The sequence below is a fragment of the Pseudomonas sp. 86_A genome (assembly GCF_017491705.1).
Lineage (GTDB): Bacteria > Pseudomonadota > Gammaproteobacteria > Pseudomonadales > Pseudomonadaceae > Aquipseudomonas > Aquipseudomonas koreensis.
In genome coordinates this window covers 257974-280961 of sequence record NZ_JAFGYS010000005.1, presented here as the reverse complement: position 1 = coordinate 280961, position 22988 = coordinate 257974, and the positions used below count along the sequence as shown (strand labels likewise).

23 protein-coding genes are annotated in these 22988 nt (G+C 60.5%); 5 read left to right on the top strand and 18 right to left on the bottom strand.

Annotation, left to right across the window (positions count from 1 at the left end; all coding sequences use genetic code 11):
* Positions 1 to 84: 84 nt before the first annotated feature.
* From J5M57_RS10220 to J5M57_RS10210, 3 genes are read left to right on the top strand one after another with little or no spacing between them, the layout of a single operon-like run.
* Positions 85 to 318: a PP0621 family protein gene (locus J5M57_RS10220; protein WP_082920358.1), complete on the top strand. Its 234-nt coding sequence runs from the start codon at positions 85 to 87 to the stop codon at positions 316 to 318.
* The gene (locus J5M57_RS10215; RefSeq protein ID WP_207849092.1) at positions 308 to 1897 is read left to right on the top strand and encodes an ATP-binding protein; all 1590 of its coding nucleotides are present in this window, start codon (positions 308 to 310) and stop codon (positions 1895 to 1897) included. The genes J5M57_RS10220 and J5M57_RS10215 overlap by 11 nt, the downstream gene beginning before the upstream one ends.
* Positions 1894 to 3240, top strand: a complete 1347-nt coding sequence (locus J5M57_RS10210; protein WP_207849075.1) for a sigma-54 dependent transcriptional regulator — start codon at positions 1894 to 1896, stop codon at positions 3238 to 3240. Before J5M57_RS10215 ends, J5M57_RS10210 begins: the two co-directional genes overlap by 4 nt.
* Positions 3241 to 3330: 90 nt before the next feature.
* Here J5M57_RS10210 and thiO read toward each other — a convergent pair whose 3' ends face one another.
* From thiO to J5M57_RS10175, 7 genes are read right to left on the bottom strand one after another with little or no spacing between them, the layout of a single operon-like run.
* On the bottom strand, positions 3331 to 4431 hold the full coding sequence (gene thiO / locus J5M57_RS10205; RefSeq protein ID WP_207849074.1) for a glycine oxidase ThiO: 1101 nt from the start codon (positions 4429 to 4431) through the stop codon (positions 3331 to 3333).
* Positions 4432 to 4489: 58 nt separating this feature from the next.
* A complete protein-coding gene (locus J5M57_RS10200) occupies positions 4490 to 4891 on the bottom strand; it encodes a type IV pilin protein (RefSeq protein WP_064589246.1) in 402 nt (133 codons plus the stop codon).
* A 15-nt stretch (positions 4892 to 4906) separates the two neighbouring features.
* Positions 4907 to 7996 (bottom strand): PilC/PilY family type IV pilus protein, encoded by a 3090-nt coding sequence (locus J5M57_RS10195; RefSeq protein ID WP_207849073.1) that lies wholly within the window; start codon positions 7994 to 7996, stop codon positions 4907 to 4909.
* Positions 7983 to 8462: a PilX N-terminal domain-containing pilus assembly protein gene (locus tag J5M57_RS10190; RefSeq protein WP_207849072.1), complete on the bottom strand. Its 480-nt coding sequence runs from the start codon at positions 8460 to 8462 to the stop codon at positions 7983 to 7985. Before J5M57_RS10190 ends, J5M57_RS10195 begins: the two co-directional genes overlap by 14 nt.
* Before the next feature lie 11 nt (positions 8463 to 8473).
* The gene (locus tag J5M57_RS10185) at positions 8474 to 9187 is read right to left on the bottom strand and encodes a prepilin-type N-terminal cleavage/methylation domain-containing protein (protein ID WP_169843334.1); all 714 of its coding nucleotides are present in this window, start codon (positions 9185 to 9187) and stop codon (positions 8474 to 8476) included.
* Positions 9184 to 9633: a type IV pilus modification protein PilV gene (gene pilV, locus J5M57_RS10180; RefSeq protein ID WP_083367878.1), complete on the bottom strand. Its 450-nt coding sequence runs from the start codon at positions 9631 to 9633 to the stop codon at positions 9184 to 9186. The genes J5M57_RS10185 and pilV overlap by 4 nt, the downstream gene beginning before the upstream one ends.
* The gene (locus tag J5M57_RS10175) at positions 9630 to 10103 is read right to left on the bottom strand and encodes a GspH/FimT family pseudopilin (RefSeq protein ID WP_207849071.1); all 474 of its coding nucleotides are present in this window, start codon (positions 10101 to 10103) and stop codon (positions 9630 to 9632) included. The genes pilV and J5M57_RS10175 overlap by 4 nt, the downstream gene beginning before the upstream one ends.
* A 130-nt stretch (positions 10104 to 10233) precedes the next feature.
* Between J5M57_RS10175 and J5M57_RS10170 the strand changes: the two genes are divergently transcribed.
* Positions 10234 to 10803 carry a GspH/FimT family protein gene (locus tag J5M57_RS10170; protein WP_207849070.1) on the top strand — a complete coding sequence of 190 codons (570 nt, stop codon included), beginning with the start codon at positions 10234 to 10236 and terminating at the stop codon, positions 10801 to 10803.
* Here J5M57_RS10170 and ispH read toward each other — a convergent pair.
* The 6 genes from ispH to murJ form a co-directional block, all read right to left on the bottom strand.
* On the bottom strand, positions 10760 to 11704 hold the full coding sequence (gene ispH / locus J5M57_RS10165) for a 4-hydroxy-3-methylbut-2-enyl diphosphate reductase (protein ID WP_207849069.1): 945 nt from the start codon (positions 11702 to 11704) through the stop codon (positions 10760 to 10762). The genes J5M57_RS10170 and ispH overlap by 44 nt on opposite strands.
* Before the next feature lie 201 nt (positions 11705 to 11905).
* Positions 11906 to 12343 carry an FKBP-type peptidyl-prolyl cis-trans isomerase gene (gene fkpB, locus J5M57_RS10160; protein ID WP_169843368.1) on the bottom strand — a complete coding sequence of 146 codons (438 nt, stop codon included), beginning with the start codon at positions 12341 to 12343 and terminating at the stop codon, positions 11906 to 11908.
* Between the two features lie 7 nt (positions 12344 to 12350).
* Positions 12351 to 12863 (bottom strand): signal peptidase II, encoded by a 513-nt coding sequence (gene lspA, locus J5M57_RS10155; RefSeq protein ID WP_169843331.1) that lies wholly within the window; start codon positions 12861 to 12863, stop codon positions 12351 to 12353.
* A complete protein-coding gene (gene ileS / locus J5M57_RS10150) occupies positions 12856 to 15687 on the bottom strand; it encodes an isoleucine--tRNA ligase (RefSeq protein ID WP_169843330.1) in 2832 nt (943 codons plus the stop codon). Before ileS ends, lspA begins: the two co-directional genes overlap by 8 nt.
* A 13-nt stretch (positions 15688 to 15700) precedes the next feature.
* Positions 15701 to 16639, bottom strand: coding sequence for a bifunctional riboflavin kinase/FAD synthetase (ribF, locus tag J5M57_RS10145; RefSeq protein WP_064589256.1), 939 nt, complete (start codon positions 16637 to 16639; stop codon positions 15701 to 15703).
* A 129-nt stretch (positions 16640 to 16768) separates the two neighbouring features.
* Positions 16769 to 18307 carry a murein biosynthesis integral membrane protein MurJ gene (gene murJ / locus J5M57_RS10140; RefSeq protein ID WP_169843329.1) on the bottom strand — a complete coding sequence of 513 codons (1539 nt, stop codon included), beginning with the start codon at positions 18305 to 18307 and terminating at the stop codon, positions 16769 to 16771.
* A 252-nt stretch (positions 18308 to 18559) separates the two neighbouring features.
* Here murJ and rpsT point away from each other — a divergent pair, with 252 nt between their 5' ends.
* Complete coding sequence (gene rpsT / locus J5M57_RS10135; RefSeq protein WP_003228351.1) at positions 18560 to 18832, top strand: 30S ribosomal protein S20; 273 nt, start codon at positions 18560 to 18562, stop codon at positions 18830 to 18832.
* A gap of 179 nt (positions 18833 to 19011) precedes the next feature.
* On the opposite strand, the gene J5M57_RS10130 is transcribed toward rpsT, so the two are convergent.
* From J5M57_RS10130 to rplU, 5 genes are all read right to left on the bottom strand, one after another.
* A complete protein-coding gene (locus J5M57_RS10130; RefSeq protein WP_064589258.1) occupies positions 19012 to 19479 on the bottom strand; it encodes a CreA family protein in 468 nt (155 codons plus the stop codon).
* Between the two features lie 12 nt (positions 19480 to 19491).
* On the bottom strand, positions 19492 to 20610 hold the full coding sequence (gene proB, locus J5M57_RS10125; protein ID WP_169843328.1) for a glutamate 5-kinase: 1119 nt from the start codon (positions 20608 to 20610) through the stop codon (positions 19492 to 19494).
* A 137-nt stretch (positions 20611 to 20747) separates the two neighbouring features.
* A complete protein-coding gene (cgtA, locus tag J5M57_RS10120; protein ID WP_064589260.1) occupies positions 20748 to 21971 on the bottom strand; it encodes an Obg family GTPase CgtA in 1224 nt (407 codons plus the stop codon).
* A 194-nt stretch (positions 21972 to 22165) separates the two neighbouring features.
* Positions 22166 to 22423: a 50S ribosomal protein L27 gene (gene rpmA / locus J5M57_RS10115; protein WP_003228360.1), complete on the bottom strand. Its 258-nt coding sequence runs from the start codon at positions 22421 to 22423 to the stop codon at positions 22166 to 22168.
* A gap of 35 nt (positions 22424 to 22458) precedes the next feature.
* Positions 22459 to 22770 carry a 50S ribosomal protein L21 gene (gene rplU, locus J5M57_RS10110; protein WP_003228361.1) on the bottom strand — a complete coding sequence of 104 codons (312 nt, stop codon included), beginning with the start codon at positions 22768 to 22770 and terminating at the stop codon, positions 22459 to 22461.
* Positions 22771 to 22988: the final 218 nt, after the last annotated feature.

Sequence of the window (22988 nt, the reverse complement as noted above, 5' to 3'; positions counted from 1 at the left end):
TTTTCATACCTGCGCGTTAATAGTCTGTGCGCCTGCCGGCTCCTTGGCTAAACTGCCGAATCATTAGCCGAAAAGCCGCCCATCATGCTTCGTTTATTGTTCTGGATTGTCCTGATTTTCGCTGCGGTATGGCTGTGGCGTAAATTCAAGGCGCCCGCCTCGTCTGCCCAAGCGCCCCGCGAGCAGGACGCCGCGCCGATGGTGCGTTGCGCCCATTGCGGCGTGCACCTGCCGCGCGATCGCGCGCTGAACCTTCAGCAACAGTGGTATTGCAGCCAGGCTCACCTTGAGCAAGGCCCAGGCTCCAGTGATCGCTGAGGCCGACAACGCCGACAGCAAACAGGCTCAGCGTCTGCTGCGCCTTTATCATCTCTACCGTTTAAGCGTCGGCATCACGCTGGTGCTGTTGATCTCCAGCAACATGGACAACCGCTTGCTGACGTCGGCCGACGACGACCTGCTGCGCAGCGGCAGTTGGCTGTATCTGGTGCTGAACATCCTGCTGGTGGTGTTTCTGGAAAACACCCGCCGCCCGGCGCAGCTGTTCAGCCTGGCGCTGGTGGATGTCCTGCTGCTGTGCGGTTTGTTCTACGCGGCGGGCGGGGTCGCCAGCGCCATCGGCAACCTGCTGATTGTCTCGGTGGCGATCAGCAACACTTTGCTGCGGCGGCGCATCGGCCTGCTGATTGCCGCCATCGGCGCCCTCGGCATTGTCGGTTCAAGTTTCTTGTTGGGTTTCAGCCATCCCCTGAGCGCCAACGATTACCTGCAGGCCGGCACCCTCGGCGCCTTGTGCTTTGCCGCCTCATGGCTGGTCCAGGGCCTGGTCCGGCGTCTGGAAGTCAGCGAGCACCTCGCCGAACAGCGCGCCAGCGAAGTCATCAGCCTCGAAGCCCTCAACGCCCTGATTCTGCAACGCATGCGCACCGGCATCCTGGTGCTCGACGAACAGCGCCGGGTGCAACTGGCCAACCACAGCGCGAAAAGCCTGCTGGCCCAGTCGCATCTTGAAGGGCATTTGATCGACGACTACTCCAAGCCGCTGGTCGATCGCCTGCAGTTGTGGCTGAACAACCCGACCCTGCGCCCGCAAAGCCTGAAGATTCCCGGCAACGGCCTGGAGCTGCAACCCAACTTCATCGCCCTTGAACAAAGCCCCAACCAGCAAACCCTGGTGTTTCTTGAAGATCTGGCGCAAGTCGCCCAGCAAGCCCAGCAGCTCAAACTGGCCGCGCTCGGGCGCCTGACCGCCGGGATTTCCCATGAAATCCGCAATCCGCTGGGCGCCATCAGTCATGCCGCGCAGCTATTGGCGGAGTCCGAGGAACTCGATAGCGCTGATCGGCGTCTGACGCAGATCATTCAAGACCACTCCCAGCGCATGAACCGAGTCATCGAAAACGTCCTGCAATTGTCGCGTCGCCAGCAGAGCGCTCCGCAACGACTGGATCTCAAGCCGTGGCTGGAACAGTTCGTCGCTGAAAGCCGCGAACAGGCCACTGACCGGCAGTTGATTCATTTGCGGATCAATTCCGGGGACTTCATCACACTGATGGACCCTGACCAGCTCACGCAAATTCTCGACAACCTGTTACGCAATGGCTGGCGCCACAGCGCGCTGCTGCATGATCCAGCCGAAGTCTGGCTGGTGCTGTTCATCGATCCTGACAGCCAGTTGGCGGTGCTCGAAGTCCAGGACAACGGCCCCGGCGTGCCGGTGGATCAACAACCGCATCTGTTCGAACCCTTCTTCACCACCAGCAGCCAGGGCACCGGCCTTGGGCTTTATCTGTCCCGTGAGCTGTGCGAAAGCAACCAGGCGCGCCTAGACTTCAAACCACGCCAAGGCGGCGGCTGCTTTCGCATCACCTTTGCTCACGGACGGAAACAAAGTTGAACACGAGCCCACGGCAAAAAATCCTCATCGTCGACGACGAACCGGATATCCGCGAACTCCTGGAAATCACCCTGGGACGGATGAAACTCGACACCTTCAGCGCGCGTAACCTCGGTGAGGCCCAGGCGCTGTTGCAGCGCAATACGTTCGACCTGTGCCTGACCGACATGCGCCTGCCAGACGGTACGGGGCTGGAACTGGTGCAGCACATCCAGCAACGTTATCCACAACTGCCCGTGGCGATGATCACCGCCTACGGCAGCCTGGAAACCGCGATCAACGCCTTGAAAGCCGGGGCCTTCGACTTCCTCACCAAACCGGTCGATCTCACCCGCCTGCGCGAACTGGTCAACACCGCACTGCGCATGCCTGCCGCCGGCGGCAGCGTCACGTCGATCGACCGTCGACTGCTGGGTGACTCGCAACCGATGCGCACGCTGCGCAAACAAATCGACAAGCTCGCCCGCAGTCAGGCCCCGGTCTATATCAGCGGTGAGTCGGGCAGCGGCAAAGAGCTGGTCGCGCGGCTGATTCACGAACAGGGGCCACGCGCCCATCAGCCGTTCGTGCCGGTCAACTGCGGGGCGATTCCGTCGGAACTGATGGAAAGCGAGTTTTTCGGCCACCGCAAGGGCAGCTTCACCGGCGCGGTGGACGACAAACCCGGCCTGTTTCAGGCCGCGCACGGCGGCACCCTGTTTCTCGATGAAGTGGCGGACCTGCCGCTGTCGATGCAAGTCAAACTGCTGCGGGCCATTCAGGAAAAGGCTGTGCGCAGTGTCGGCGGCCAGCAGGAAACCGTGGTCGATGTGCGCATTCTCTGTGCCACCCACAAGGACCTCGAAGCGGAAGTCGCCGCCGGGCGCTTTCGCCAGGATCTGTATTACCGCTTGAACGTGATCGAACTGCGGGTGCCGTCTTTGCGCGAGCGGCGCGACGACATCGAAGCGCTGGCCACGCACATGCTCCAGCGTCTGGCCAGCGGTAGCGGCCAGGCGGCTGCGCGCCTGCATCCGCAAGCGCTTGAAGCACTGAAACGCTACCGCTTTCCGGGCAATGTACGGGAACTGGAGAACGTCCTCGAACGAGCGCACACGCTGTGCGAAAACCAGTTGATCGAGGCTGAGGATTTGCGTTTGAGCGAAGGGCATGGCGCGGTCGAGGGCAGCATTGCCGACCTGACGCAGATCGACAACCTTGAGGACTATCTGGAGAACGTCGAGCGCAAACTGATCCTGCAGGCGCTGGAGGAAACCCGCTGGAACCGCACGGCGGCGGCGCAACGCTTGAGTCTGTCGTTCAGGTCGATGCGCTATCGGCTGAAGAAGTTGGGACTGGATTAGCCCCTAAAAGATCGCAGCCTTCGGCAGCTCCTACATTGGAATGCGTTCCCTGTAGGAGTTGCCGAAGGCTGCGATCTTTTGATCCTGACTCTAAATCCGCCCCGCAGGCGCATACGGCGCCGGATCGATAATCGGCGCACGCCCCAGCATCACATCGGCAAACAACTGGCACGACGCTGGCGCCAGCACCAGCCCGTTGCGGTAATGCCCGCAGTTCAGCCACAAGCCGTCAACGCCCGGCACCCGCCCGATGTAGGGAATCCCCTCCGGCGAACCTGGACGCAAACCCGCCCAATGCCCCACCACTTCGGCCTCGGCCAGCGCTGGCAGCAGTTCGACGGCCGAAGCCTTGAGACTCTCCAGGGCCACATCGGTCGGAGTCTTGTCGAAACCTTCATGCTCCAGGGTGCTGCCGATCAGAATGTGCCCGTCGCGACGCGGAATCGCATAACGCCCCTTGGCCAGCACCATGCTCGGCAGGAAATCCGCCGCGCACTTGTAGAGAATCATCTGGCCTTTGACCGGCTCCACCGGCAGGGTCAGGTCCAAGGTCTTGAGCAGATCACCGCTCCACGCCCCGGCCGTCAGCACGACCTGATCGCCGCTGATCAGGCCCTTGGACGTCTCAACGCCCACCACCCGCGCCCCGTCACGCACAAACCCGCTGACCTCGCATTGCTCGTGAATAGTCACATTCGGCAGCGCCAGCAACGCCGCTTTCAGTGACTTCACCAGTCGTGGGTTTCTGACGTTGGCCACATCGGCCACGTAGATCGCCCGAGAAAAACCGCCGCCCAGCACCGGGACCGCGTCGTGCGCCGCCGAGATATCCACAGCCCGCAACGGACGGTTTTCCCGCACTGCCCAGGCCAGCGCTTCGGCTTCATCGTCCAGGTCCAGCCAGTACAGGCCGGTGGTGTGCACTTCAGGATCAACGCCGGTATCGGCAAACAGGCGCTCGCCCAGCTGTGGATAAAAATCCTGCGACCAATGCGCCAGCGCGGTGACTGCCGGGCTGTAGCGCCACGGGTACAGCGGGGAAACGATGCCGCCACCGGCCCAGGACGATTCCTGGCCGACATTCGAGCGATCCAGCAGCACCACGCTGCGCACTTCGGAGGCGAGGTTGTAGGCGGTCAGCAGGCCAATCACCCCGCCACCGACAATCACCACTTGCTGTTGCCTGGTCATGTTTGATCCAACCGTAAAAAAGACAGTGGGCGCAAAAAGGCGCCCTTAAGAAGGTACCTCAGCGGCCCCAGCAATCCTTGGTGGTCAGCCCGGTGGTAGCGTTGTTCATGCTTCTGACGCCGGTATTGGTCAGGGTGAAGTCCCCGCACTTGTCGGTCGCCATGGCAGTGCCAGCCTTGCGGGTGGCAGTCAGCAGGAAGGTCTGGTCGGCAATGGTCGGGGTGAGCGTGTAGAAGTCATTGCCCGTGCTCAGGCCGGTGATGCCGGTGTAGACGTTGTTCTTGGTATAGAAGCGTTCGAGGCTCTGCGCCTGCTCCGAGAGCAACGAGACCACCTCGGCGCGCCGGCCCTTTTTCAGGTATTCGGTGTAGCTCGGTGCGGCGATGGTGATGATGATCCCGATGATCGCAATCACGATCATGATTTCGATCAGGGTGAAGCCTCGGTTGAATCTGCGCATGCCTCAAACTCTCACTTACTGTATTTGCCGCCACATGATACGACGGCTGCCGCCGCCGGATTTTTCCACCAGCGTGGTAACGGTGCCACTGGAATCGTTGACGATCTTGCGCGTAGCGCCGTTGACGATGGCGTTCAGGGTCGGAATGCCACCGGTGAACACCACGCCGCTGGAGATCGTGTCGTTGCTGTCGACCACGCCATCGGCGTTGGTGTCGAGCACCGCGTAGTTGAGCATCTTACCGCTGAACGCATCGAGTTCGACCAGTTTGCCGGTACCGAAACTGGCGCACGGGTCCGTGGTGTCGACACTGGCGGTGGTAAACACGATGCGCCCGAGCACCAGGCTGGCCTGATTGATCACCCGTTCACCGGTCAGTACGTTGTTGTACACCAAGGGCAGATACCAGCCCTTCTCCCCCGGATAAGTCGTGTCGTTCTGGCTGGTGGTGATGAACTGTCCGGTGCTGCCGGAGAACACCCCGGTCACTGCTTGCGCCTGCAAACTACTGACCGTAAGTTGCCCGGAACCACCATCGGCATCCCACACCGAATAAAACGCCTGCAAATCCTTGTTGGTCTTGTCGGCGGTCTCGTTGAATTTGCCGGTGCCGAAAAAAACCTGTTTGCCCCCCAGTGAATTGTCCGCCAGCAGCGGCTGCGCGGTGATCGGCTGGGTTGTCCCGCCCGCCGTGGTGAACAACGGCTTGCCGGAAAACGCCACGCCCCAACTGTCAGTGGTGGTCGCGCTCAGATCGAACTTCCACAAACGCCCTTTCAAATCTCCGCCGTAAGCGGCCTGCACCACGTTCGAAGAGTTGACCTTGAGCTTCACCGACGACAGGCCATTGGTGGTTTCGCTGCTGTCGATCACGATTTTCTTGATCAGTGAACCGTCACGCACATCCAGCACATACAACGCCGCCACTCCGGAGTTGCTGCCATAGCCATTGGCGATGAACGCCGCCCAGCGACCATCGGCCAAGCGTGCCACTTCCGGCCGGGCGTAGGCGTAACCCAGATCATTAAAGGCGTTGGCGGTGTTCGCTGTGGCAGGTGCACTGACTTCCCACAGGGCATTGAGAACATTCCCCGCGGCCGCATCGAACAGTTGCAGCGCATAGAAGGTCTTGCCGCCGGCGCCGGTACCGCCAATGGCGACGGTTTTCCAGGCACTGTTGAACTGAAGGTCGTAAACCCCGACCTGACCGTCCACCAGAAACTTATGGCTGACGCCATTGATGTACGCCGGGTCGGCAATCAGCCGCAGCGACGGCAACACGCTGGACGGCATGTAGGCGTAGCGCCGGGTGCCGTTGGCCGAGTTGATGACGTTGACGAAACCGTCGTTGGCATTCACCACCAGATTGGCGTTCATGTTCGCCGCTTTGGTGGTCAGGTACGTGGTGTAGGTAGTGTCGCCCGACAGGTCAGAGGCGGTTTTATCGCTGGGCGAGGCCAGCACCAGCGGCGAGTTGATGATGTCGCCGAGCAATACGCTGCGTACCTTCAGCCCGGTCTTGTTGGTGCCCTTGCTCCACTCCACCAGATCGTTGCCGCTGATGCCGCTGGGCAGACTCTGGCTGAGCGTGGTCTGCTGGGCAGCGGAAAAGTTGCCGTAGGCCAGGGTCACAGCGGCGTTGCTGGTGGTGTTCCACGATTGATAGGTCGGTGCGGTCGCGCCCGGAACGATAGTGGTGTCGGTGGTCCACAAGGCCGCCGCGGTATTCACCGCGCCAGCCGAGGTGAAGCCGAAGGACTTGATCGTGCCGCGCCAGTCCTTGGGGTCATAGCTGGTCTGGAAGTAACTGGTGCCACTGGCCAGCGTGGTGCCGCTGGTGACACCACTGCCTCCGGAGCCTGCCTTGGACGTGATGTCGCTCAACGCCGAGGATAGCGCAGCATTGAGGCCGGCACTGTCGGTCGCCTGATAATAACGGCCCTGCCCGTAGCTGGCCGCATCCGAAAGCATGTCGTTGTCGGCAGTGAAACCCACGGTGTAGGTGTTCATGTTCTGCTTGGGAAAATCCGCCGAGCTCCAGCTCTTGCCCGCGAGATCGGTGCCTGTCGAACGCATGTCGATATCGAAGGCAAACTTGGCGATGTCATCCAAGTACAGCGTGTCGCCCTCGTTATCGCCATTGAGGTTGTTGCCGTCATTGTTGATGCCGTCCCAGTTCGGCAGGCGACTGCCACCCAGCGGGTCGTTGCTCGGGAAGGTGCGGTCGTAAGTCGGCAGACCGTCGGTGATCACCACGCCATAGTTTTTCTGGCAGCGGTACTGGATCGGACTGGTGTAGGTCGTCGGCGTGCTGTTGTAGTACGGCGCCATGCCGCGCATGTAGCGGGTGATTTCGTAATAGGTTTCTGCCAGCGGCGTGTTGGCCACGGCGCTCAAGCCGTTGATCGATGAAATCAGCGCGTTGTAGTTGGTATCGGCCTGGGCCTGGGTCACGCTGCCGGAGACCGGCGCCAGGTCGCTGATGGCGCGGGCAATGTAACCGCCATTGCCGGGGTTGTTGCTGGTCACCGGGTTGAAGGTCGACAGGCCCATGCGCAAGGTACGGTTGCTGGTGACCAGTGCGGTGGACACGTTGCGCGCCACGTTGATCCGGTAGTCGTTGGGGATTGCGCCGGTGGTGAAGTCGTGCGTGCCGTTGTTGATCGCCAGCCCGACCACATAGGAGATGTAATCACCCGTGTAGCGGGTGTTGCCGCCGCCCACTGGGTCCGGCAGCTTCAGGCACAACGGCGCAATGCTGTTGTTGTAGAAGGCGAAGGCGCCGCCGGAACAACCAGAGGTCGGCAGACTCGATAAAAACACCGGATCGCCAGTAATCGCTGGCGCATTCAATGCCGAGCACAGCCCAAGGAACGCATTGCACTGCCGGGCCGGTGTACGCGTGACGTTCGGATCGAATCCCGCTGCGTAAATGATGCTGTTCATGCTGCCGGAATCGTCGATCAACAACATCACGTTGGGCGGCACCGCCGCAGCGCTCAACAGTGGCGAATCGGACGGCGTGAACGCATACGCCGGCGCCGCCAGATACAGGCTCAGCAGCATGCCGGCCAATAACGTCCAGCAACGCTCAATACTTCGCATAGACACTCTCCACCACGCTGCGCGAAGTGCCGGCGATACCGACCGCAGTCACTCGATACAGGGTCGCCGACGTGTTGCTCGGCACATTCACCGCCGTCAGGGTGGTACCGATGTTCTGCACACCATAAAAGCCGTTACCGGCAGCGATCCACGTTACCCCGGAAGTCGAATTGAGCCCCGCCGCACTGACCACCGAGGACTCTGCCGGCGGCGCACATTGTGTGGTGCTGGCACACACGGCCAGCGAAAAACCGTCGAGCTGCACCGCACTTTCGCCGATGCGCAACGCTGCTTCGGCAGTCTGGAACGACTGATTGCGCAAGCTGACACTGCCGGCCATTTTTTCCTGCAGGTTGGCGCTCTGCATCGATGACAGCCCAACCAATGTCAGCAATAACAGAAACACCAGGCTGACCAGCAGCACCATGCCACGCTGGGATTGCCTCTGCTGCAAAGAAATCCTCATCGACCCGGCCCTCACTGCAAGCGGTTGCGCAACGCGGCAACCACGTTGAAGGTTTGATTGGCCACCCGGTTGTTCGGGTCGGTGAGGGTCAGGCTCAGGCGCACACTGCGGATGCGCGCCGGGTCGCTGGGGTTGGCACTGTAGGAGGACGCCGCGACATCGGTGGCTGATGTCGCCAAGCCGAACATGACGCTGAAGGCACTGACGTTGTTCACCAGCACCTGCTGGGTCGGGGTGCCGCTGCCGGTGCCCATGAGGATCTGGTTGTTGCTGAAGCTGTAGATCAGGCGGCGAATCGGAAAGGCGATCTGCCCGCTGGCAGCGGCGCGCAACCCGGTATACGCCGTGGCGCTGTTGCGACAATCGGAGACCACCGTCCAGGTCGGCGTGCCGCCATTGCCGCCGACGTCGGCGGTGACCAGGGTCAGCTTGAGGTTGCTGTTGTCCCAACTGATCGGGGTGATTTGTGCTGCGTTGAAATCCCCTGCGGAACTCGCGTCGGTAATGCTGCCGAGACAGCCGAACATGCCGACCATGCGCAGCTCCTGAATCATTTTGCTCAACACAAAGCGGGCGTCTTCCTGCATCGCCGCCGCCGTGTTCTGGCTGAGGTAAGTGTTTTTCGCGGCAAGGAACGTCTGCACTACCCCGAGTACGATGATCAGCCCGAGCGCCAAAGCGATGAGCATTTCGATCAGGCCAAAGCCACGATTGGAGTGCTTCATGGCGTGGCCACCGGATCGACCGTGGCACGGCTGGTCAGGACGAAGCTGCGCGTGGTGCCAGTGGCATTCGCGGCCCGTGAGTCATTCCAGTTGATGGTGATGGTGTACACCCGCTGGTTCAGGCTGATCGTGCCGGTGGCCGTCGGCCCGCCGAAATTGACGATGTTGGTGCTGAAGTCGTAGAGATCCTGATCGCGGGCGACGCTGAGGTTGCCCGAAGTCGGCGGCGTAATCGTGTAATCGGCGGCGGCGTTGGCGCGGATGCGGTCCATCATGTCGTAGGCGATGAAACTCGCCTGGCTGGTCATCCGCGAACTGTCGGTGTACTTCAGCGCATTGAGTTGCACGGCTGCCGCGCCCAATATGCCGACGGTCAAAATCAGCAACGCGACCAACACCTCGATCAGCGACATGCCCTCCTGTGCCTGCTTACTCCCTGCCCTCATCCGCAACTTCCACCCGATTGAATTCGTCCGTTCAGACACACGTTCAGCGTCCTGCTTTGCGTTCCCAACACGTAACTGATGGCCACCGCCGTCGACGGGGCCGCCAGACCACCCAGATTATTGAAATCCAGTGCGGTCACTCCTGAGGGTAGCGTCAGAGTCGCGCCGCTGCTCATCGCTGGAACAACCCGCAATACATTGGCCGGAGTGCCAGTACTGTCGTAAACCGACAACTCGCCGGTCCACACACTGCCACCAGCGCTGGGCCGCAGCCGCGTGGTCACGCCGCGATTGATCGCCTCGAGCCGCGCATAGTTGATGGCCCGCTGCAGATCGCCCATTTCGGTGTCGGCCTTGCTGCTCTGGATCGAACGGGTAAAACCCGGCACCGCCAGGGTGATGAGAATCACCATCACGGCGACCGCGGCCAGCAACTCGGGCAGCGTGAAACCTTTTGTACGATGATCCATCGATGCCCTCCGTTGCCGTCGGCTATACCTGCCTCTACAAACTAGAACATTCAACCGGCCCGTGTCGGTTGATTTGCCCTGCCCGGCGCAAGGATTGCGTCGGGCCTCATGCTTCAGGGAGGAACTGCTCATGCCACAACAGGGTTTCAGTCTGATTGAATTGCTTATGGGACTGGCGATTGGCGCGATTGTTCTGGCGCTGGTCAGTCCGGCGTTTGCCGCCTTCAGCGAATCGACCCAGCGTGACCACGCGGCGCAGTCCTTGCTCGATGGCATTCGCAATGCCCGCACGCAGGCCATCACGCGCAATCAGAGCGTGGTGATTCACGGTATCAACGACGACTGGAGTCAGGGCTGGCGGATAATTCTGGATATCAGCGGCAAGGGCCCGCAGGACCGCGACAATCCGCTGCTGCAGGAGCAGGCGAATGACAGGCGGGTACCGATTGTCGGCAACTGGGCGGTCAGTCGTTACGTGCGTTTCAGCAGTCTGGGGCAACCGTTGATGCCCGGGCGGGCGTTTCAGGCAGGGACGTTACATCTGTGTTCGGCACGCGAGCCGGTCAGCCAGCTTCAGGTGGTGCTGGCGGCGACCGGTCGAGTGCGCCTGACCCGGGAAAAAAACGCGCAGGCGCTGTGCGAGAAAACGAAAAGCGTTAAATCGAGCGAACGCGCAGTTCTTTCGGCATCGAGAACGTGATGTTCTCTTCGCGCCCGGCCAGCTCATCAGCACCGGTCGCGCCCCACTCCTGCAGTTGCTGGATCACGCCGCGCACCAGCACTTCCGGCGCGGAGGCACCGGCGGTGATGCCGATGCGCTCGACGCCATCGAACCAGCTCTTCTGCAGATCCTCGGCGCCGTCGATCAGGTAGGCCGGCGTGGCCATGCGTTCGGCCAGCTCACGCAGGCGATTGGAGTTGGAGCTGTTCGGACTGCCCACCACCAGCACCACATCGCATTCGTCGGCCAATTGCTTGACCGCATCCTGACGGTTTTGTGTGGCGTAGCAGATGTCGTCCTTGCGCGGACCACCGATGGCCGGGAAACGTGTGCGCAGGGCATCGATCACCCGACTGGTGTCGTCCATGGACAGCGTGGTCTGGGTCACGAACGCCAGTTTTTCCGGGTTACGCACCTGCAGTTCGGCTACGTCTTTTTCGTCTTCGACGAGGTAGATCGCGCCGCCATTGCTGCCGTCGTACTGGCCCATGGTGCCTTCGACTTCAGGGTGACCGGCGTGGCCGATCAGGATGCACTCACGGCCGTCGCGGCTGTATTTGGCGACTTCGATGTGTACCTTGGTAACCAGCGGACAGGTGGCGTCGAATACTTTCAGGCCACGACCGGCGGCTTCGCTACGCACGGCCTGAGAAACGCCGTGGGCACTGAAGATCACGATGACGTCGTCCGGCACCTGATCCAGTTCCTCGACGAAGATCGCGCCACGACTGCGCAGGTCTTCGACGACAAACTTGTTGTGCACCACTTCGTGACGCACGTAGATCGGCGGCCCGAAGACTTCCAGGGCGCGGTTGACGATTTCGATCGCCCGGTCCACGCCGGCGCAGAAGCCACGTGGGTTGGCGAGTTTGATTTGCATGCTGTGCCTCGTGTCTTGCGCGCAAGAAATAACGAAAACTGTGGGAGCGAGCCCTGTGGCGAGGGGATTTATCCCCGATGGGTGCGAAGCGCCCCCGATCCCGTCACTGCGATTCTGAATGGATCCGCGGTATCAGGTATTGGGGGTGCTTCGCACCCCATCGGGGATAAATCCCCTCACCACAAAGGCTCCCGTGTACTTTTACAGCGCTTTGACGTTGATGATTTCGACGTCAAAGGTCAGCGTCTTGCCGGCCAGCGGGTGGTTGAAGTCGATGGTCACTTGCGCGTCGTCGAACTCTTTCACCACACCCGGCAGCTCAGTATTGGCCGCATCGTTGAAGATCACCAGCAACCCCGGCGACAGCTCCATGTCGACGAACTGCGAACGCGGGATGATCTGCACGTTTTGCGGGTTCGGCTGGCCGAAGGCGTTTTCCGGCTCGACGGTCAGCGTGCGCTTGTCGCCGGCCTTGAAACCGAACAGTGCCGCTTCAAAACCCGGCAGCAGGTTGCCGTCGCCGACCTTGAAGGTCGCCGGGGCTTTGTCGAAGGTGCTGTCGACCGTGTCGCCGTTCTCCAGGCGCAATGCGAAGTGCAAGGTGACTTCCGTGTTCTGACCGATGCGTTGCTCAGCCAATACCTGTTCAGTCATGAACGGCTTCTCCGGTTTTCTTCGGTTTGAACATATCCAGGGCCAGCATAATCGCGCCAACGGTGATGGCGCTGTCGGCGAAGTTGAACGCCGGGAAGTACCAGCGGTTCTGCCAGTGCACCAGGATGAAGTCGATCACATGGCCCAGGGCAATACGGTCATACAGATTGCCCAGCGCACCGCCCAGCACCAGTGCCAGTGCGATAGCCAGCCAGGTATCGTTGCGCCCCAGACGCTTGAGCCAGACCACCAGCACCGCACTGACCACGATCGCGATCAGGGCGAACAGCCAGCGCTGCCACCCGGAGCTATCAGCCAGGAAGCTGAACGCCGCGCCGGTGTTGTAAGCCAGGGTCCAGCTGAAGTAATCGGGAATGATCACGATCTGCTGGAACATTTCGAGCTTGTTTTCGAAGTAGAACTTGCTGGCCTGGTCAATGACCAGAACCAGCAAACTCAACCAGAGCCAGCTCAGCCGTCCGAAACGGCCAACGGAATCAGGCATAGTGACGGACCTCGCCGGCGCCGCTGATGTTGTCCACGCAACGACCGCAGATTTCCGGGTGCTCCGGGTTCACGCCAACGTCTTCACGGCAGTGCCAGCAACGGGCGCATTTCGGGAAGGCCGATTTGACGATCTTCAGTTTCAGGCCGCTGACTTCAGTGGCGACCGCGTCGGCAGGTGCCTGAACGAACGGCGCAACGCTGGCGGTCGAGGTGATCAAGACAAAGCGCAGTTCGTTGCTCAGCTTGGCCAGGTCGGCGCTCAGCGCGTCTTCGGCGAACAGCGTGACTTCGGCCTGCAGGTTGCCACCGACGGCTTTGGCCGCGCGCTGGATTTCCATCTCTTTGTTGACCGCAACCTTCACTTCCATGATGCGATCCCAATACGCGCGACCCAGCTCGAAGCCTTCCGGCAGTTCGGTCAGACCTTCGTACCAGGTGTTGAGCATCACCGACTCGTTACGCTCGCCCGGCAGGTACTGCCACAGCTCGTCGGCGGTGAACGCCAGGATCGGGGCGATCCAGCGCACCAGCGCTTCGGAGATGTGGAACAGCGCGGTCTGGCACGAGCGGCGGGCCTTGCTATCCGCGCCGGTGGTGTACTGGCGGTCCTTGATGATGTCGAGGTAGAAACCACCCAGCTCCTGCACGCAGAAGTTGTGGATCTTCGAGTAGACGTTCCAGAAACGGTATTCGCCGTAGTGCTCTTGCAACTCGCGTTGCAGCAGCAGCGTACGGTCCACGGCCCAGCGATCCAGCGCCAGCATGTCTTCAGCCGGCAGCAGGTCGGTGGCCGGGTTGAAACCGGTCAGGTTGGAAAGCAGGAAGCGCGCAGTGTTACGGATGCGGCGATAGGCGTCCGCGCTGCGTTGCAGGATCTGCTCGGACACGGCCATTTCGCCGGAGTAGTCGGTCGAAGCGACCCACAGACGCATGATGTCGGCGCCCAGGGTGTCGTTGACTTTCTGCGGCGCGATCACGTTGCCCAGCGACTTGGACATCTTGCGGCCGGACTCGTCGACGGTGAAACCGTGGGTCAGCAGTTCACGATACGGCGCGTGGTTGTCGATGGCGCAGCCGGTCAACAGCGATGAATGGAACCAGCCGCGGTGCTGGTCGGAACCTTCCAGGTACAGGTCGGCACGCGGGCCGCTCTCGTGGCCCATCGGGTGCGAACCGCGCAGCACGTGCCAGTGGGTGGTGCCCGAGTCGAACCAGACGTCGAGGGTGTCGCTGATCTTGTCGTACTGCGGCGCTTCGTCGCCCAGCAGTTCGGCGGCGTCGAGCTTGAACCAGGCTTCGATGCCTTCGACTTCAACGCGCTTGGCGACTTCTTCCATCAGTTCGACGGTGCGTGGGTGCAGTTCGCCGCTTTCCTTGTTGAGGAAGAACGGGATCGGCACGCCCCAGTTGCGCTGGCGGGAGATGCACCAGTCCGGACGGTTGGCGATCATCGAGTGCAGACGCGCCTGGCCCCAGGCCGGAACGAACTTGGTGTCTTCGATGGCTTTGAGCGAGCGCACACGCAGGGTGTCGCCGCTGACCGGCTCTTTGTCCATGCCGATGAACCACTGCGCGGTGGCGCGGTAGATCAGCGGGGTCTTGTGGCGCCAGCAGTGCATGTAGCTGTGTTCGATGACCGTGGTGTGCATCAGCGCACCGACTTCGGTCAGCTTGTCGACGATGGCCGGGTTGGCTTTCCAGATGAACTGGCCGCCAAAGAATTCCAGCGACGGCACGTAAACGCCGTTGCTTTGCACCGGGTTGAGGATGTCGTCGTTGACCATGCCGTATTTCTTGCAGGTCACGAAGTCGTCCACACCGTAGGCCGGGGCGGAGTGAACCACGCCGGTGCCAGCGCCCAGTTCGACGTAGTCAGCCAGATACACTGGCGACAGACGGTCGTAGAACGGGTGACGGAAGTTGATCAGTTCCAGTTCTTTACCGGTGGTGGTCGCGATGACCGAGCCTTCGACGCCATAGCGCGCCAGGCAGGCCTCAACCAGCTCTTCTGCCAGCACCAGTAGCTTGTCGCCGATATCAACCAGCGCGTAGTTGAATTCCGGGTGAACGTTCAGCGCCTGGTTGGCCGGAATGGTCCACGGGGTGGTGGTCCAGATCACGATCGAGGCAGGCTTGCTCAGCGACGGCAGACCGAACGCGGCAGCCAGTTTGGCTTCATCAGCGATCGGGAAGGCCACATCGATGGTCGAGGACTTCTTGTTCTCGTACTCGACCTCCGCTTCGGCCAGGGCCGAACCGCAGTCGAAGCACCAGTTCACCGGCTTGAGGCCCTTGAACACGAAACCGCCCTTGACGATTTCGGCGAGGGCGCGGATTTCACCGGCCTCGTTTTTGAAGTCCATGGTCTTGTACGGGTTGGCGAAGTCGCCCAGCACGCCGAGGCGGATGAACTCGGTCTTCTGCCCTTCGATCTGCTCGGTGGCGTAGGCACGGCACAGCTCGCGGGTCTTGTCCGCGCCCAGGTTCTTGCCGTGAGTCACTTCAACCTTATGCTCGATCGGCAGGCCGTGGCAGTCCCAACCCGGAACATACGGCGCGTCGAAACCCGACAGGGTCTTCGAGCGGATGATCATGTCCTTGAGAATCTTGTTCAGTGCGTGACCGATGTGGATCGTGCCGTTGGCGTACGGAGGGCCGTCGTGCAGGACGAACTTCGGACGATCCTTGCCAATCTCGCGCAACTTTCCGTACAGGCCAATACTGTCCCAGCGCTGCAGGATCTGCGGTTCGCGCTGTGGCAGGCCGGCCTTCATTGGGAAGGCGGTGTCCGGAAGGTTTAGCGTGGCTTTATAGTCGGTCATTTAAGGCTCTTCATTAGCGATGGGCGCTAGGTGCGGCTAGTGCACGGGCGGCGGCGACATCCGCGTTGATCGCCGTTTTCAGTGCCTCCAGGGAGGCGAAGCGCTGCTCTTCACGCAGCTTTTGGTGGAAAACCACCGTCAGACGCCGGTCATACAGATCGCCGGCAAAATCCAATAGATGAACTTCAAGGTGGGCCTTGCCATCACCTTGCACCGTGGGCCGCACGCCAATGTTGGCGACGCCGGGCCAGGTCTTGCCGTCGATGTCCACATCCACCAGATACACCCCGGTGAACGGCACGCGACGACGCTTGAGTTGAATGTTGGCAGTGGGCGTACCCAGTTGCCGGGCCAGTTTCTGGCCATGCAGCACGCGACCGGCGATCCGGTACGGGCGGCCGAGCAGGCGTTCGGCCAAGGCAAAATCGGCGGCGGCCAACGCGTTGCGCACTTGGGTGCTGCTGACACGAATGCCGTCCAGCTCGACGGTTTGCGCGGCTTCCACGGTAAAACCGTGAACTTGTCCGGCCTGCATCAGAAAATCGAAATCACCGAGGCGGTCGCAGCCAAAACGGAAATCGTCGCCGACTTCCAGATGCTGCACGCCGAGACCGTCCACCAGAATGGTGTCGACGAACTCGCTGGCGCTAAGCTTGCTCAGGCGCTGGTTGAACGCCAGGCACAAGACCCGGTCAACGCCTTCGGCGGCCAGCAGCTGCAGCTTGTCGCGCAAGCGGGCCAGACGCGCCGGAGCGGTTTCGGGGGCAAAGAATTCCCGTGGCTGCGGCTCGAAAATCACCACGCAGCTGGGTACGCCCAACTCGAGCGCACGCTCACGCAGCCGGGCCAGGATAGCCTGGTGACCACGGTGAACACCGTCAAAGTTGCCAATAGTGGCGACGCAGCCCCGATGCTGGGGGCGCAAGTTGTGGAGGCCTCGAACCAGCTGCATAACGCGCTTCTTGCTCATAAAGTGGTCGATTATAACCACACCCGACGGCAGACGACAGGCAACACCGTAATGCAAAGTGATCGAGCCGACAAAACTGCCGGCCCGTGCCCGTCTTTAAAGGATGAAACCTCAGCTCAAGGCCTTGCGATTGAAGTCGCGCAGGCGGAAACCGAGCAGCAGCAACATGCCGAAATAAGCCACCACGCCAGCGACCACCAGCGCTCCCAGACGCAGGAAGCGCTCCAGCATGTGCCCCTGATCCCAGGCCGGCATGAAATGCATGCCCAGCAGTAGCACCGCCGACATCACCACCACCGCCACTACCAGCTTGAAGCCGAACATGTACCAGCCCGGTTGCGGCTGATACATCTTTTGCTTGCGCAGTTGATAGAACAACAGGCCGGCATTGAGGCAGGCCCCGGCACTGATCGCCAATGCCAGACCGGCATGAGCCAACGGACCGATCAGCACCAGGTTGAACAGCTGCGTGCACACCAGCGTGAAGATTGCGATTTTCACCGGCGTACGGATGTTTTGTTGCGCATAAAAGCCAGGCGCCAGCACCTTGATCACGATAATGCCCAGCAGACCGACAGAATAAGCAATCAACGCGCGCTGGGTCATCTCGGCATCGAAGCCACTGAACTGCCCGTACTGGAACAATGAAACGGTCAACGGTTCGGCGAGAATGCCCAACGCCAGCGAACAGGGCAGCACCAGCACAAAGCACAGGCGCAAACCCCAGTCGAGGATCCGCGAATACTCGTGACGATCCTTGCTGGCGTAAGTCTTGGCCAGGGTCGGCAGCAGGATCGTACCCAGCGCTACGCCGAGCACGCCGGACGGCAATTCCATCAAACGGTCGGCGTAATACATCCACGACACCGAACCGGCCACCAGGAACGAGGCAAAAATGGTGTTGATGATCAGCGAAATCTGGCTGACCGACACGCCGAGGATCGCCGGCAGCATCTGCTTCATCACCCGCCATACGCCGCTATCACGCAGGTTCAGGCGCGGCAGTACCAGCATGCCGATCTTTTTCAGGTGCGGCAGTTGATAGAGCAACTGCGCCAGGCCCCCGACCAGCACCGCCCAGCCAAGGGCCATGACCGGCGGATCGAAATACGGCGTGAGGAACAGCGCAAACACGATCATGCTGACGTTCAGCAGCGTCGGCACGAAGGCCGGCACCGAGAAGCGGTTCCAGGTATTGAGGATCGCCCCGGCCAACGAGGACAGGGAAATCAGCAATATATAAGGGAAGGTCACCCGCAACAGGTCGGAAGTGAGCTGGAATTTTTCCGGCGTGTCGGTAAAACCGGGCGCCGTGGCCCAGATCACCCACGGTGCGGCGATCATGCCCAGCACCGTGACCAGCGCCAGCACCAATGTCAGCAAGCCGGAAACATAGGCAATAAAGGTACGGGTCGCCTCCTCGCCCTTCTGGCTTTTGTATTCCGCCAGAATCGGCACGAATGCCTGGGAGAACGCGCCCTCGGCGAAGATTCGTCGCAGCAGATTGGGCAATTTGAAGGCAATAAAGAAGGCGTCCGTCGCCATTCCGGCGCCGAATGTGCGAGCGATGAGCGTGTCACGGACGAACCCGAGAATCCGGGAAAGCATCGTGATAGAGCTGACAGCGGCCAACGATTTGAGCAGATTCATTGAGGGAATTTGTGCCTGTCGATAAACAGCAGGCGAACAATGCGCCCACTTGTGCGATACTCCGCGCCGCAACAGCACAGAGCCAAAGCTCGCGAGTTTACAGGTCAAGCGCCGGAAATAAATATCCCGCCTCTTCATACCTACCACTTAGCGGAACGATTCAAGTGCCCTTGACAAGACAAGTCTTCATCGGCATGATTCGCGGCCTATTTTGTTTGCTATTTCCTAAAAAGTCTTTCGAGGAGCTCGACGGTGGCCAACTCACCTTCCGCCAAAAAACGTGCAAAACAGGCTGAGAAGCGTCGCAGCCACAACGCCAGCCTGCGTTCCATGGTTCGTACCTACATCAAGAATGTAGTTAAGGCCATCGACGCAAAAGACGCTGAAAAAGCTCAAGCTGCATACGTTCTGGCTGTGCCAGTTATCGACCGTATGGCCGATAAAGGCATCATCCACAAGAACAAGGCTGCTCGTCATAAGAGCCGTCTGAATGGCCACGTCAAGGCACTGAAAGAAGCTGCTTAATCGACGTAGTCATTAAAAAACCGACCCTAGGGTCGGTTTTTTATTGCCTGCGATTTGGCAAATCCAGCGCAAAAAAATGTAGAAGCGAGACTGCTCGCAAAGTGATCTGTCAGATAAATCATCACTGACTGACACACCGCTTCGCGAGCAGGCCCACCCCTACAATGGGTTTTGCGCTGTTACTGCTGAACCGGCACCCACGGCACGATCGGGATCGCCGTCACCGCATTCTGCGGGCTGCCCTCAATCACGCGATCGCTATAGACCAGGTACACCAGCGTATTGCGCTTCTTGTCGAGGAAACGCACCACCTGCATGGTCTTGAACACCAGCGACGTGCGCTCCTTGAACACCTCGTCGCCATCCTTCAGCTCACCCTTGAACTTGATCGGGCCGACCTGACGACAGGCAATCGACGACTCGGCGCGATCCTCCGCCAGACCCAGACCACCCTTCACTCCACCGGTCTTGGCGCGCGACAGATAGCACGTTACGCCGTCGACCTTCGGATCATCGAAGGCCTCGACCACGATCCGGTCATTCGGGCCAACGAACTTGAATACCGTCGACACCTGACCGATTTCCTCGGCCGAGGCCAGCAATGGCAACGCCATCAGCAGGCCCAACAATCCTTTTGCCATGCGCATGTGTTTTTCCCCTCAGACCAGAATCAGGTTGTCACGGTGAACCAGCTCCGGTTCAGCCATGTAGCCCAGCACGCCGACAATCGCATCTGACGACTGACCGATGATTTTTTGCGCTTCCAGAGCACTGTAGTTGGCCAGGCCACGGGCGATCTCACGACCGTCCGGCGCCACGCAAACCACCATCTCGCCACGACGGAAGCTACCCTGCACCCGCTTCACGCCGACCGGCAGCAGACTCTTGTTGCCCTGCGACAATGCCGACACCGCCCCCTCATCCAGCACCAGTGTGCCGCGAGTCTGCAGATGCCCGGCCAGCCACTGCTTGCGCGCCGCCAGCATGCCGCGCTCAGGCGACAGCAACGTGCCGATGCGCTCGCCGGCCTTGAGCCGATCGAGCACACGCTCCAGGCGACCACCGACAATGATCGTATGTGCCCCGGAACGCGCCGCCAGACGCGCCGCACGCAACTTGGTCTGCATACCGCCACGGCCCAGCGCACCACCGGTACCGCCCGCCACTGCATCCAGGGTCGGGTCATCGGCGCGCGCTTCGTAAATCAGCTGCGCGTCAGGATTGTTGCGCGGATCGGCGTCGAACATGCCGTCGCGGTCGGTCAGGATCACCAACAGGTCAGCCTCGACCAGGTTGGCTACCAGCGCCGCCAGCGTATCGTTGTCACCGAAACGGATTTCGTCAGTCACCACGGTGTCGTTTTCATTGATCACCGGAATGACTTTCAGCTCGACCAGCGCACGCAGGGTGCTGCGGGCGTTCAGGTAGCGCTTGCGGTCGGACAGGTCGTCGTGAGTCAGAAGAATCTGCGCGGTGTGACGACCATGCTCGGCAAAGCTCGACTCCCAGGCCTGCACCAACCCCATCTGGCCGATTGCAGCGGCAGCCTGGAGCTCGTGCATCGCACTGGGTCGTGCGGTCCAGCCCAGGCGGCTCATGCCGGCAGCCACGGCACCGGAAGACACCAGCACCAGCTCGACGCCCGCCTCATGCAGGGCCACCATCTGCTCAACCCAGACACCCATTGCCTTGCGATCCAGCCCCTTGCCGTCCGCCGTCAGCAAAGCGCTGCCGATCTTCACGACCCAACGCTGCGCACCTGTCACTTTGCTCCGCATCATCTTCAACCTTAGCTTGAGGACAGCGCGACCCAGCGCTGCCCATGACGTTAATCGTGGCTATTGGTGACCAGCGATCGATTTCCAGATACTAAAACGCCGCTCGATTGAGCGGCGCTTAAGTTTACTGCAACGAATCAGTCGCGCACGTAAATGATTTCCGGACCGTCTTCATCATCCACATCTTCTTCGTCCCAGTCATCGTCGCCGATGTCGTGGACCGACTTCACGCCGCTGCGACGCAGGGCACGCTTGTCATCCAGCGCCTGCAACTGAGCACGGGCTTCGTCTTCGATGCGCTGATCGAGATCGGCCAGCTCTTCCTTGTACGCAGGATCGTTGGCCAGGCGATCGGCACGATCCTCCAGATAACGCATGATGTCGCGGGTCAGACGCTCAGTGCCTTCTTTGGCGATGGCCGAGATCACATAGACCGGGCCTTCCCACTGCAGACGCTCAACAATTTCCTTGACGCGCTCTTCGTGCTCTTCTTCGAGGATCTGGTCGCATTTGTTCAGTACCAGCCAGCGATCACGCTCGGCCAGTGACGGACTGAACTTGACCAGCTCGTTGACGATCACTTCAGCCGCATCCGGCGCGCTGCTGTCATCCAGCGGCGCCATGTCGACGAGGTGCAGCAACAGGCGGGTACGCGCCAAGTGCTTGAGGAAACGAATGCCCAGGCCAGCACCGTCGGAAGCGCCTTCGATCAGCCCCGGAATGTCGGCGATGACGAAGCTTTTCCAGCGGTCAACGCTGACCACACCGAGGTTCGGCACCAGCGTGGTGAACGGGTAGTCGGCGACTTTCGGCTTGGCGGCCGACACCGAACGGATAAAGGTACTTTTACCGGCGTTCGGCAAGCCCAGCAGACCGACGTCGGCCAGCACTTTCATTTCCAGTTTCAGGTCACGCTGCTCACCCGGCTTACCCGGAGTGGTCTGGCGTGGCGCACGGTTGGTACTGGATTTGAAACGGGTGTTGCCCAGACCGTGCCAGCCGCCCTGCACCACCATCAGTTTCTGGCCGGCCTTGGTCAGATCGCCAATCACTTCCTGGGTGGCCGAGTCGATCACGGTTGTACCGACCGGCACGCGCAGGATCAGGTCTTCACCCTTCTTGCCGGTGCAATCGGTGCTGCCGCCGTTGGAGCCACGCTCGGCATCGAAGTGCCGGGTGTAACGGTAGTCGACCAGGGTGTTGAGGTTTTCGTCGGCCATCATGTAGATGGAACCGCCGTCACCGCCATCACCGCCGTTCGGGCCGCCGTTTTCAATGAATTTTTCCCGACGGAAACTCATGCAGCCATTGCCGCCGTCGCCAGCTTTTACGCGGATCGATACTTCGTCTACAAACTTCATAACTCAACGCCTCTCGCCATACGGACGAGCCGAAAAACAATCAAGACATAAGACTCTTGCAAAAATGAGCGCAGCGACTCCAAAACACGACCTGCATCGCACGCCGACAGCCCATACAAACAGTTTTGCAAGAGACTCACCCCACAAACGAAAAAGCCCCGTCGCAAGACAGGGCTCTTCCAGCGATCTCGCGATTAAGCCGCGACAACGCTCACGTAACGACGACCGAAGGCGCCCTTTACTTCAAACTTGATCACGCCTTCGATTTTCGCGAAGAGGGTGTGATCTTTACCCATGCCAACGCCGTAGCCAGCGTGGAATTGGGTGCCGCGCTGACGCACGATGATGTTGCCGGCCTTGATGACCTGGCCGCCATACATCTTCACGCCAAGGCGTTTGGCTTCTGAGTCGCGACCGTTACGGGTACTACCACCAGCTTTTTTGTGTGCCATGAGTTCAATTCTCCTAGTGAGGAATTAGGCTGTAATTAAGCCTGAATACCGGTGATTTTGATCTCGGTGAACCACTGGCGGTGGCCCATACGCTTCATGTGGTGCTTACGGCGACGGAACTTGATGATGCGGACTTTATCGTGACGACCTTGGGAGATCACTTCAGCCTTGACGGTTGCGCCAGCAACAACAGGTGCGCCGATGTTCACGTCGTCGCCGTTGGCGACCAGCAGAACGCGGTCAAAAGTCACGGATTCGCCAGTAGCGACTTCCAGTTTTTCGATCTTCAGGTATTCACCTTCAGCGACCTTGTATTGCTTACCGCCGGTAACGATTACTGCGTACATGGTATTTCTCCGATAATCCTGCTCACCCAGCTCTTTATAAGAAGAGGTATTGGCTGGCATGGCTGCATGGGGCTGGAACGGCCCAAGTGCAATTGCGTAAGGCAGGTGCTGCCCAGGAAGTTCAGGGTGCGCGATTGTACGCAAGCCGCGAGAGTCACGCAAGTGGCCGTCCATCGCGCCTTGACAGGCCCCGGTGGGGGTCCTAGCATGCCGCGCAA

What these genes read in the sequence shown, in the direction of transcription:
- pilV (WP_083367878.1), bottom strand. Translation starts at nt 9,633, where the DNA reads ATGAGGGCAGGGAGTAAGCAGGCACAGGAGGGCATGTCGCTGATCGAG.
- cgtA (WP_064589260.1), bottom strand. Translation starts at nt 21,971, where the DNA reads ATGAAGTTTGTAGACGAAGTATCGATCCGCGTAAAAGCTGGCGACGGC.
- J5M57_RS10175 (WP_207849071.1), bottom strand. Translation starts at nt 10,103, where the DNA reads ATGGATCATCGTACAAAAGGTTTCACGCTGCCCGAGTTGCTGGCCGCG.
- J5M57_RS10195 (WP_207849073.1), bottom strand. Translation starts at nt 7,996, where the DNA reads ATGCGAAGTATTGAGCGTTGCTGGACGTTATTGGCCGGCATGCTGCTG.
- J5M57_RS10130 (WP_064589258.1), bottom strand. Translation starts at nt 19,479, where the DNA reads ATGCGCATGGCAAAAGGATTGTTGGGCCTGCTGATGGCGTTGCCATTG.
- J5M57_RS10220 (WP_082920358.1), top strand. Translation starts at nt 85, where the DNA reads ATGCTTCGTTTATTGTTCTGGATTGTCCTGATTTTCGCTGCGGTATGG.
- murJ (WP_169843329.1), bottom strand. Translation starts at nt 18,307, where the DNA reads ATGAATCTGCTCAAATCGTTGGCCGCTGTCAGCTCTATCACGATGCTT.
- J5M57_RS10190 (WP_207849072.1), bottom strand. Translation starts at nt 8,462, where the DNA reads ATGAGGATTTCTTTGCAGCAGAGGCAATCCCAGCGTGGCATGGTGCTG.
- J5M57_RS10170 (WP_207849070.1), top strand. Translation starts at nt 10,234, where the DNA reads ATGCCACAACAGGGTTTCAGTCTGATTGAATTGCTTATGGGACTGGCG.
- rplU (WP_003228361.1), bottom strand. Translation starts at nt 22,770, where the DNA reads ATGTACGCAGTAATCGTTACCGGCGGTAAGCAATACAAGGTCGCTGAA.
- proB (WP_169843328.1), bottom strand. Translation starts at nt 20,610, where the DNA reads ATGCGGAGCAAAGTGACAGGTGCGCAGCGTTGGGTCGTGAAGATCGGC.
- J5M57_RS10185 (WP_169843334.1), bottom strand. Translation starts at nt 9,187, where the DNA reads ATGAAGCACTCCAATCGTGGCTTTGGCCTGATCGAAATGCTCATCGCT.
- ribF (WP_064589256.1), bottom strand. Translation starts at nt 16,639, where the DNA reads ATGCAGCTGGTTCGAGGCCTCCACAACTTGCGCCCCCAGCATCGGGGC.
- ileS (WP_169843330.1), bottom strand. Translation starts at nt 15,687, where the DNA reads ATGACCGACTATAAAGCCACGCTAAACCTTCCGGACACCGCCTTCCCA.
- J5M57_RS10200 (WP_064589246.1), bottom strand. Translation starts at nt 4,891, where the DNA reads ATGCGCAGATTCAACCGAGGCTTCACCCTGATCGAAATCATGATCGTG.
- rpmA (WP_003228360.1), bottom strand. Translation starts at nt 22,423, where the DNA reads ATGGCACACAAAAAAGCTGGTGGTAGTACCCGTAACGGTCGCGACTCA.
- lspA (WP_169843331.1), bottom strand. Translation starts at nt 12,863, where the DNA reads ATGCCTGATTCCGTTGGCCGTTTCGGACGGCTGAGCTGGCTCTGGTTG.
- thiO (WP_207849074.1), bottom strand. Translation starts at nt 4,431, where the DNA reads ATGACCAGGCAACAGCAAGTGGTGATTGTCGGTGGCGGGGTGATTGGC.
- ispH (WP_207849069.1), bottom strand. Translation starts at nt 11,704, where the DNA reads ATGCAAATCAAACTCGCCAACCCACGTGGCTTCTGCGCCGGCGTGGAC.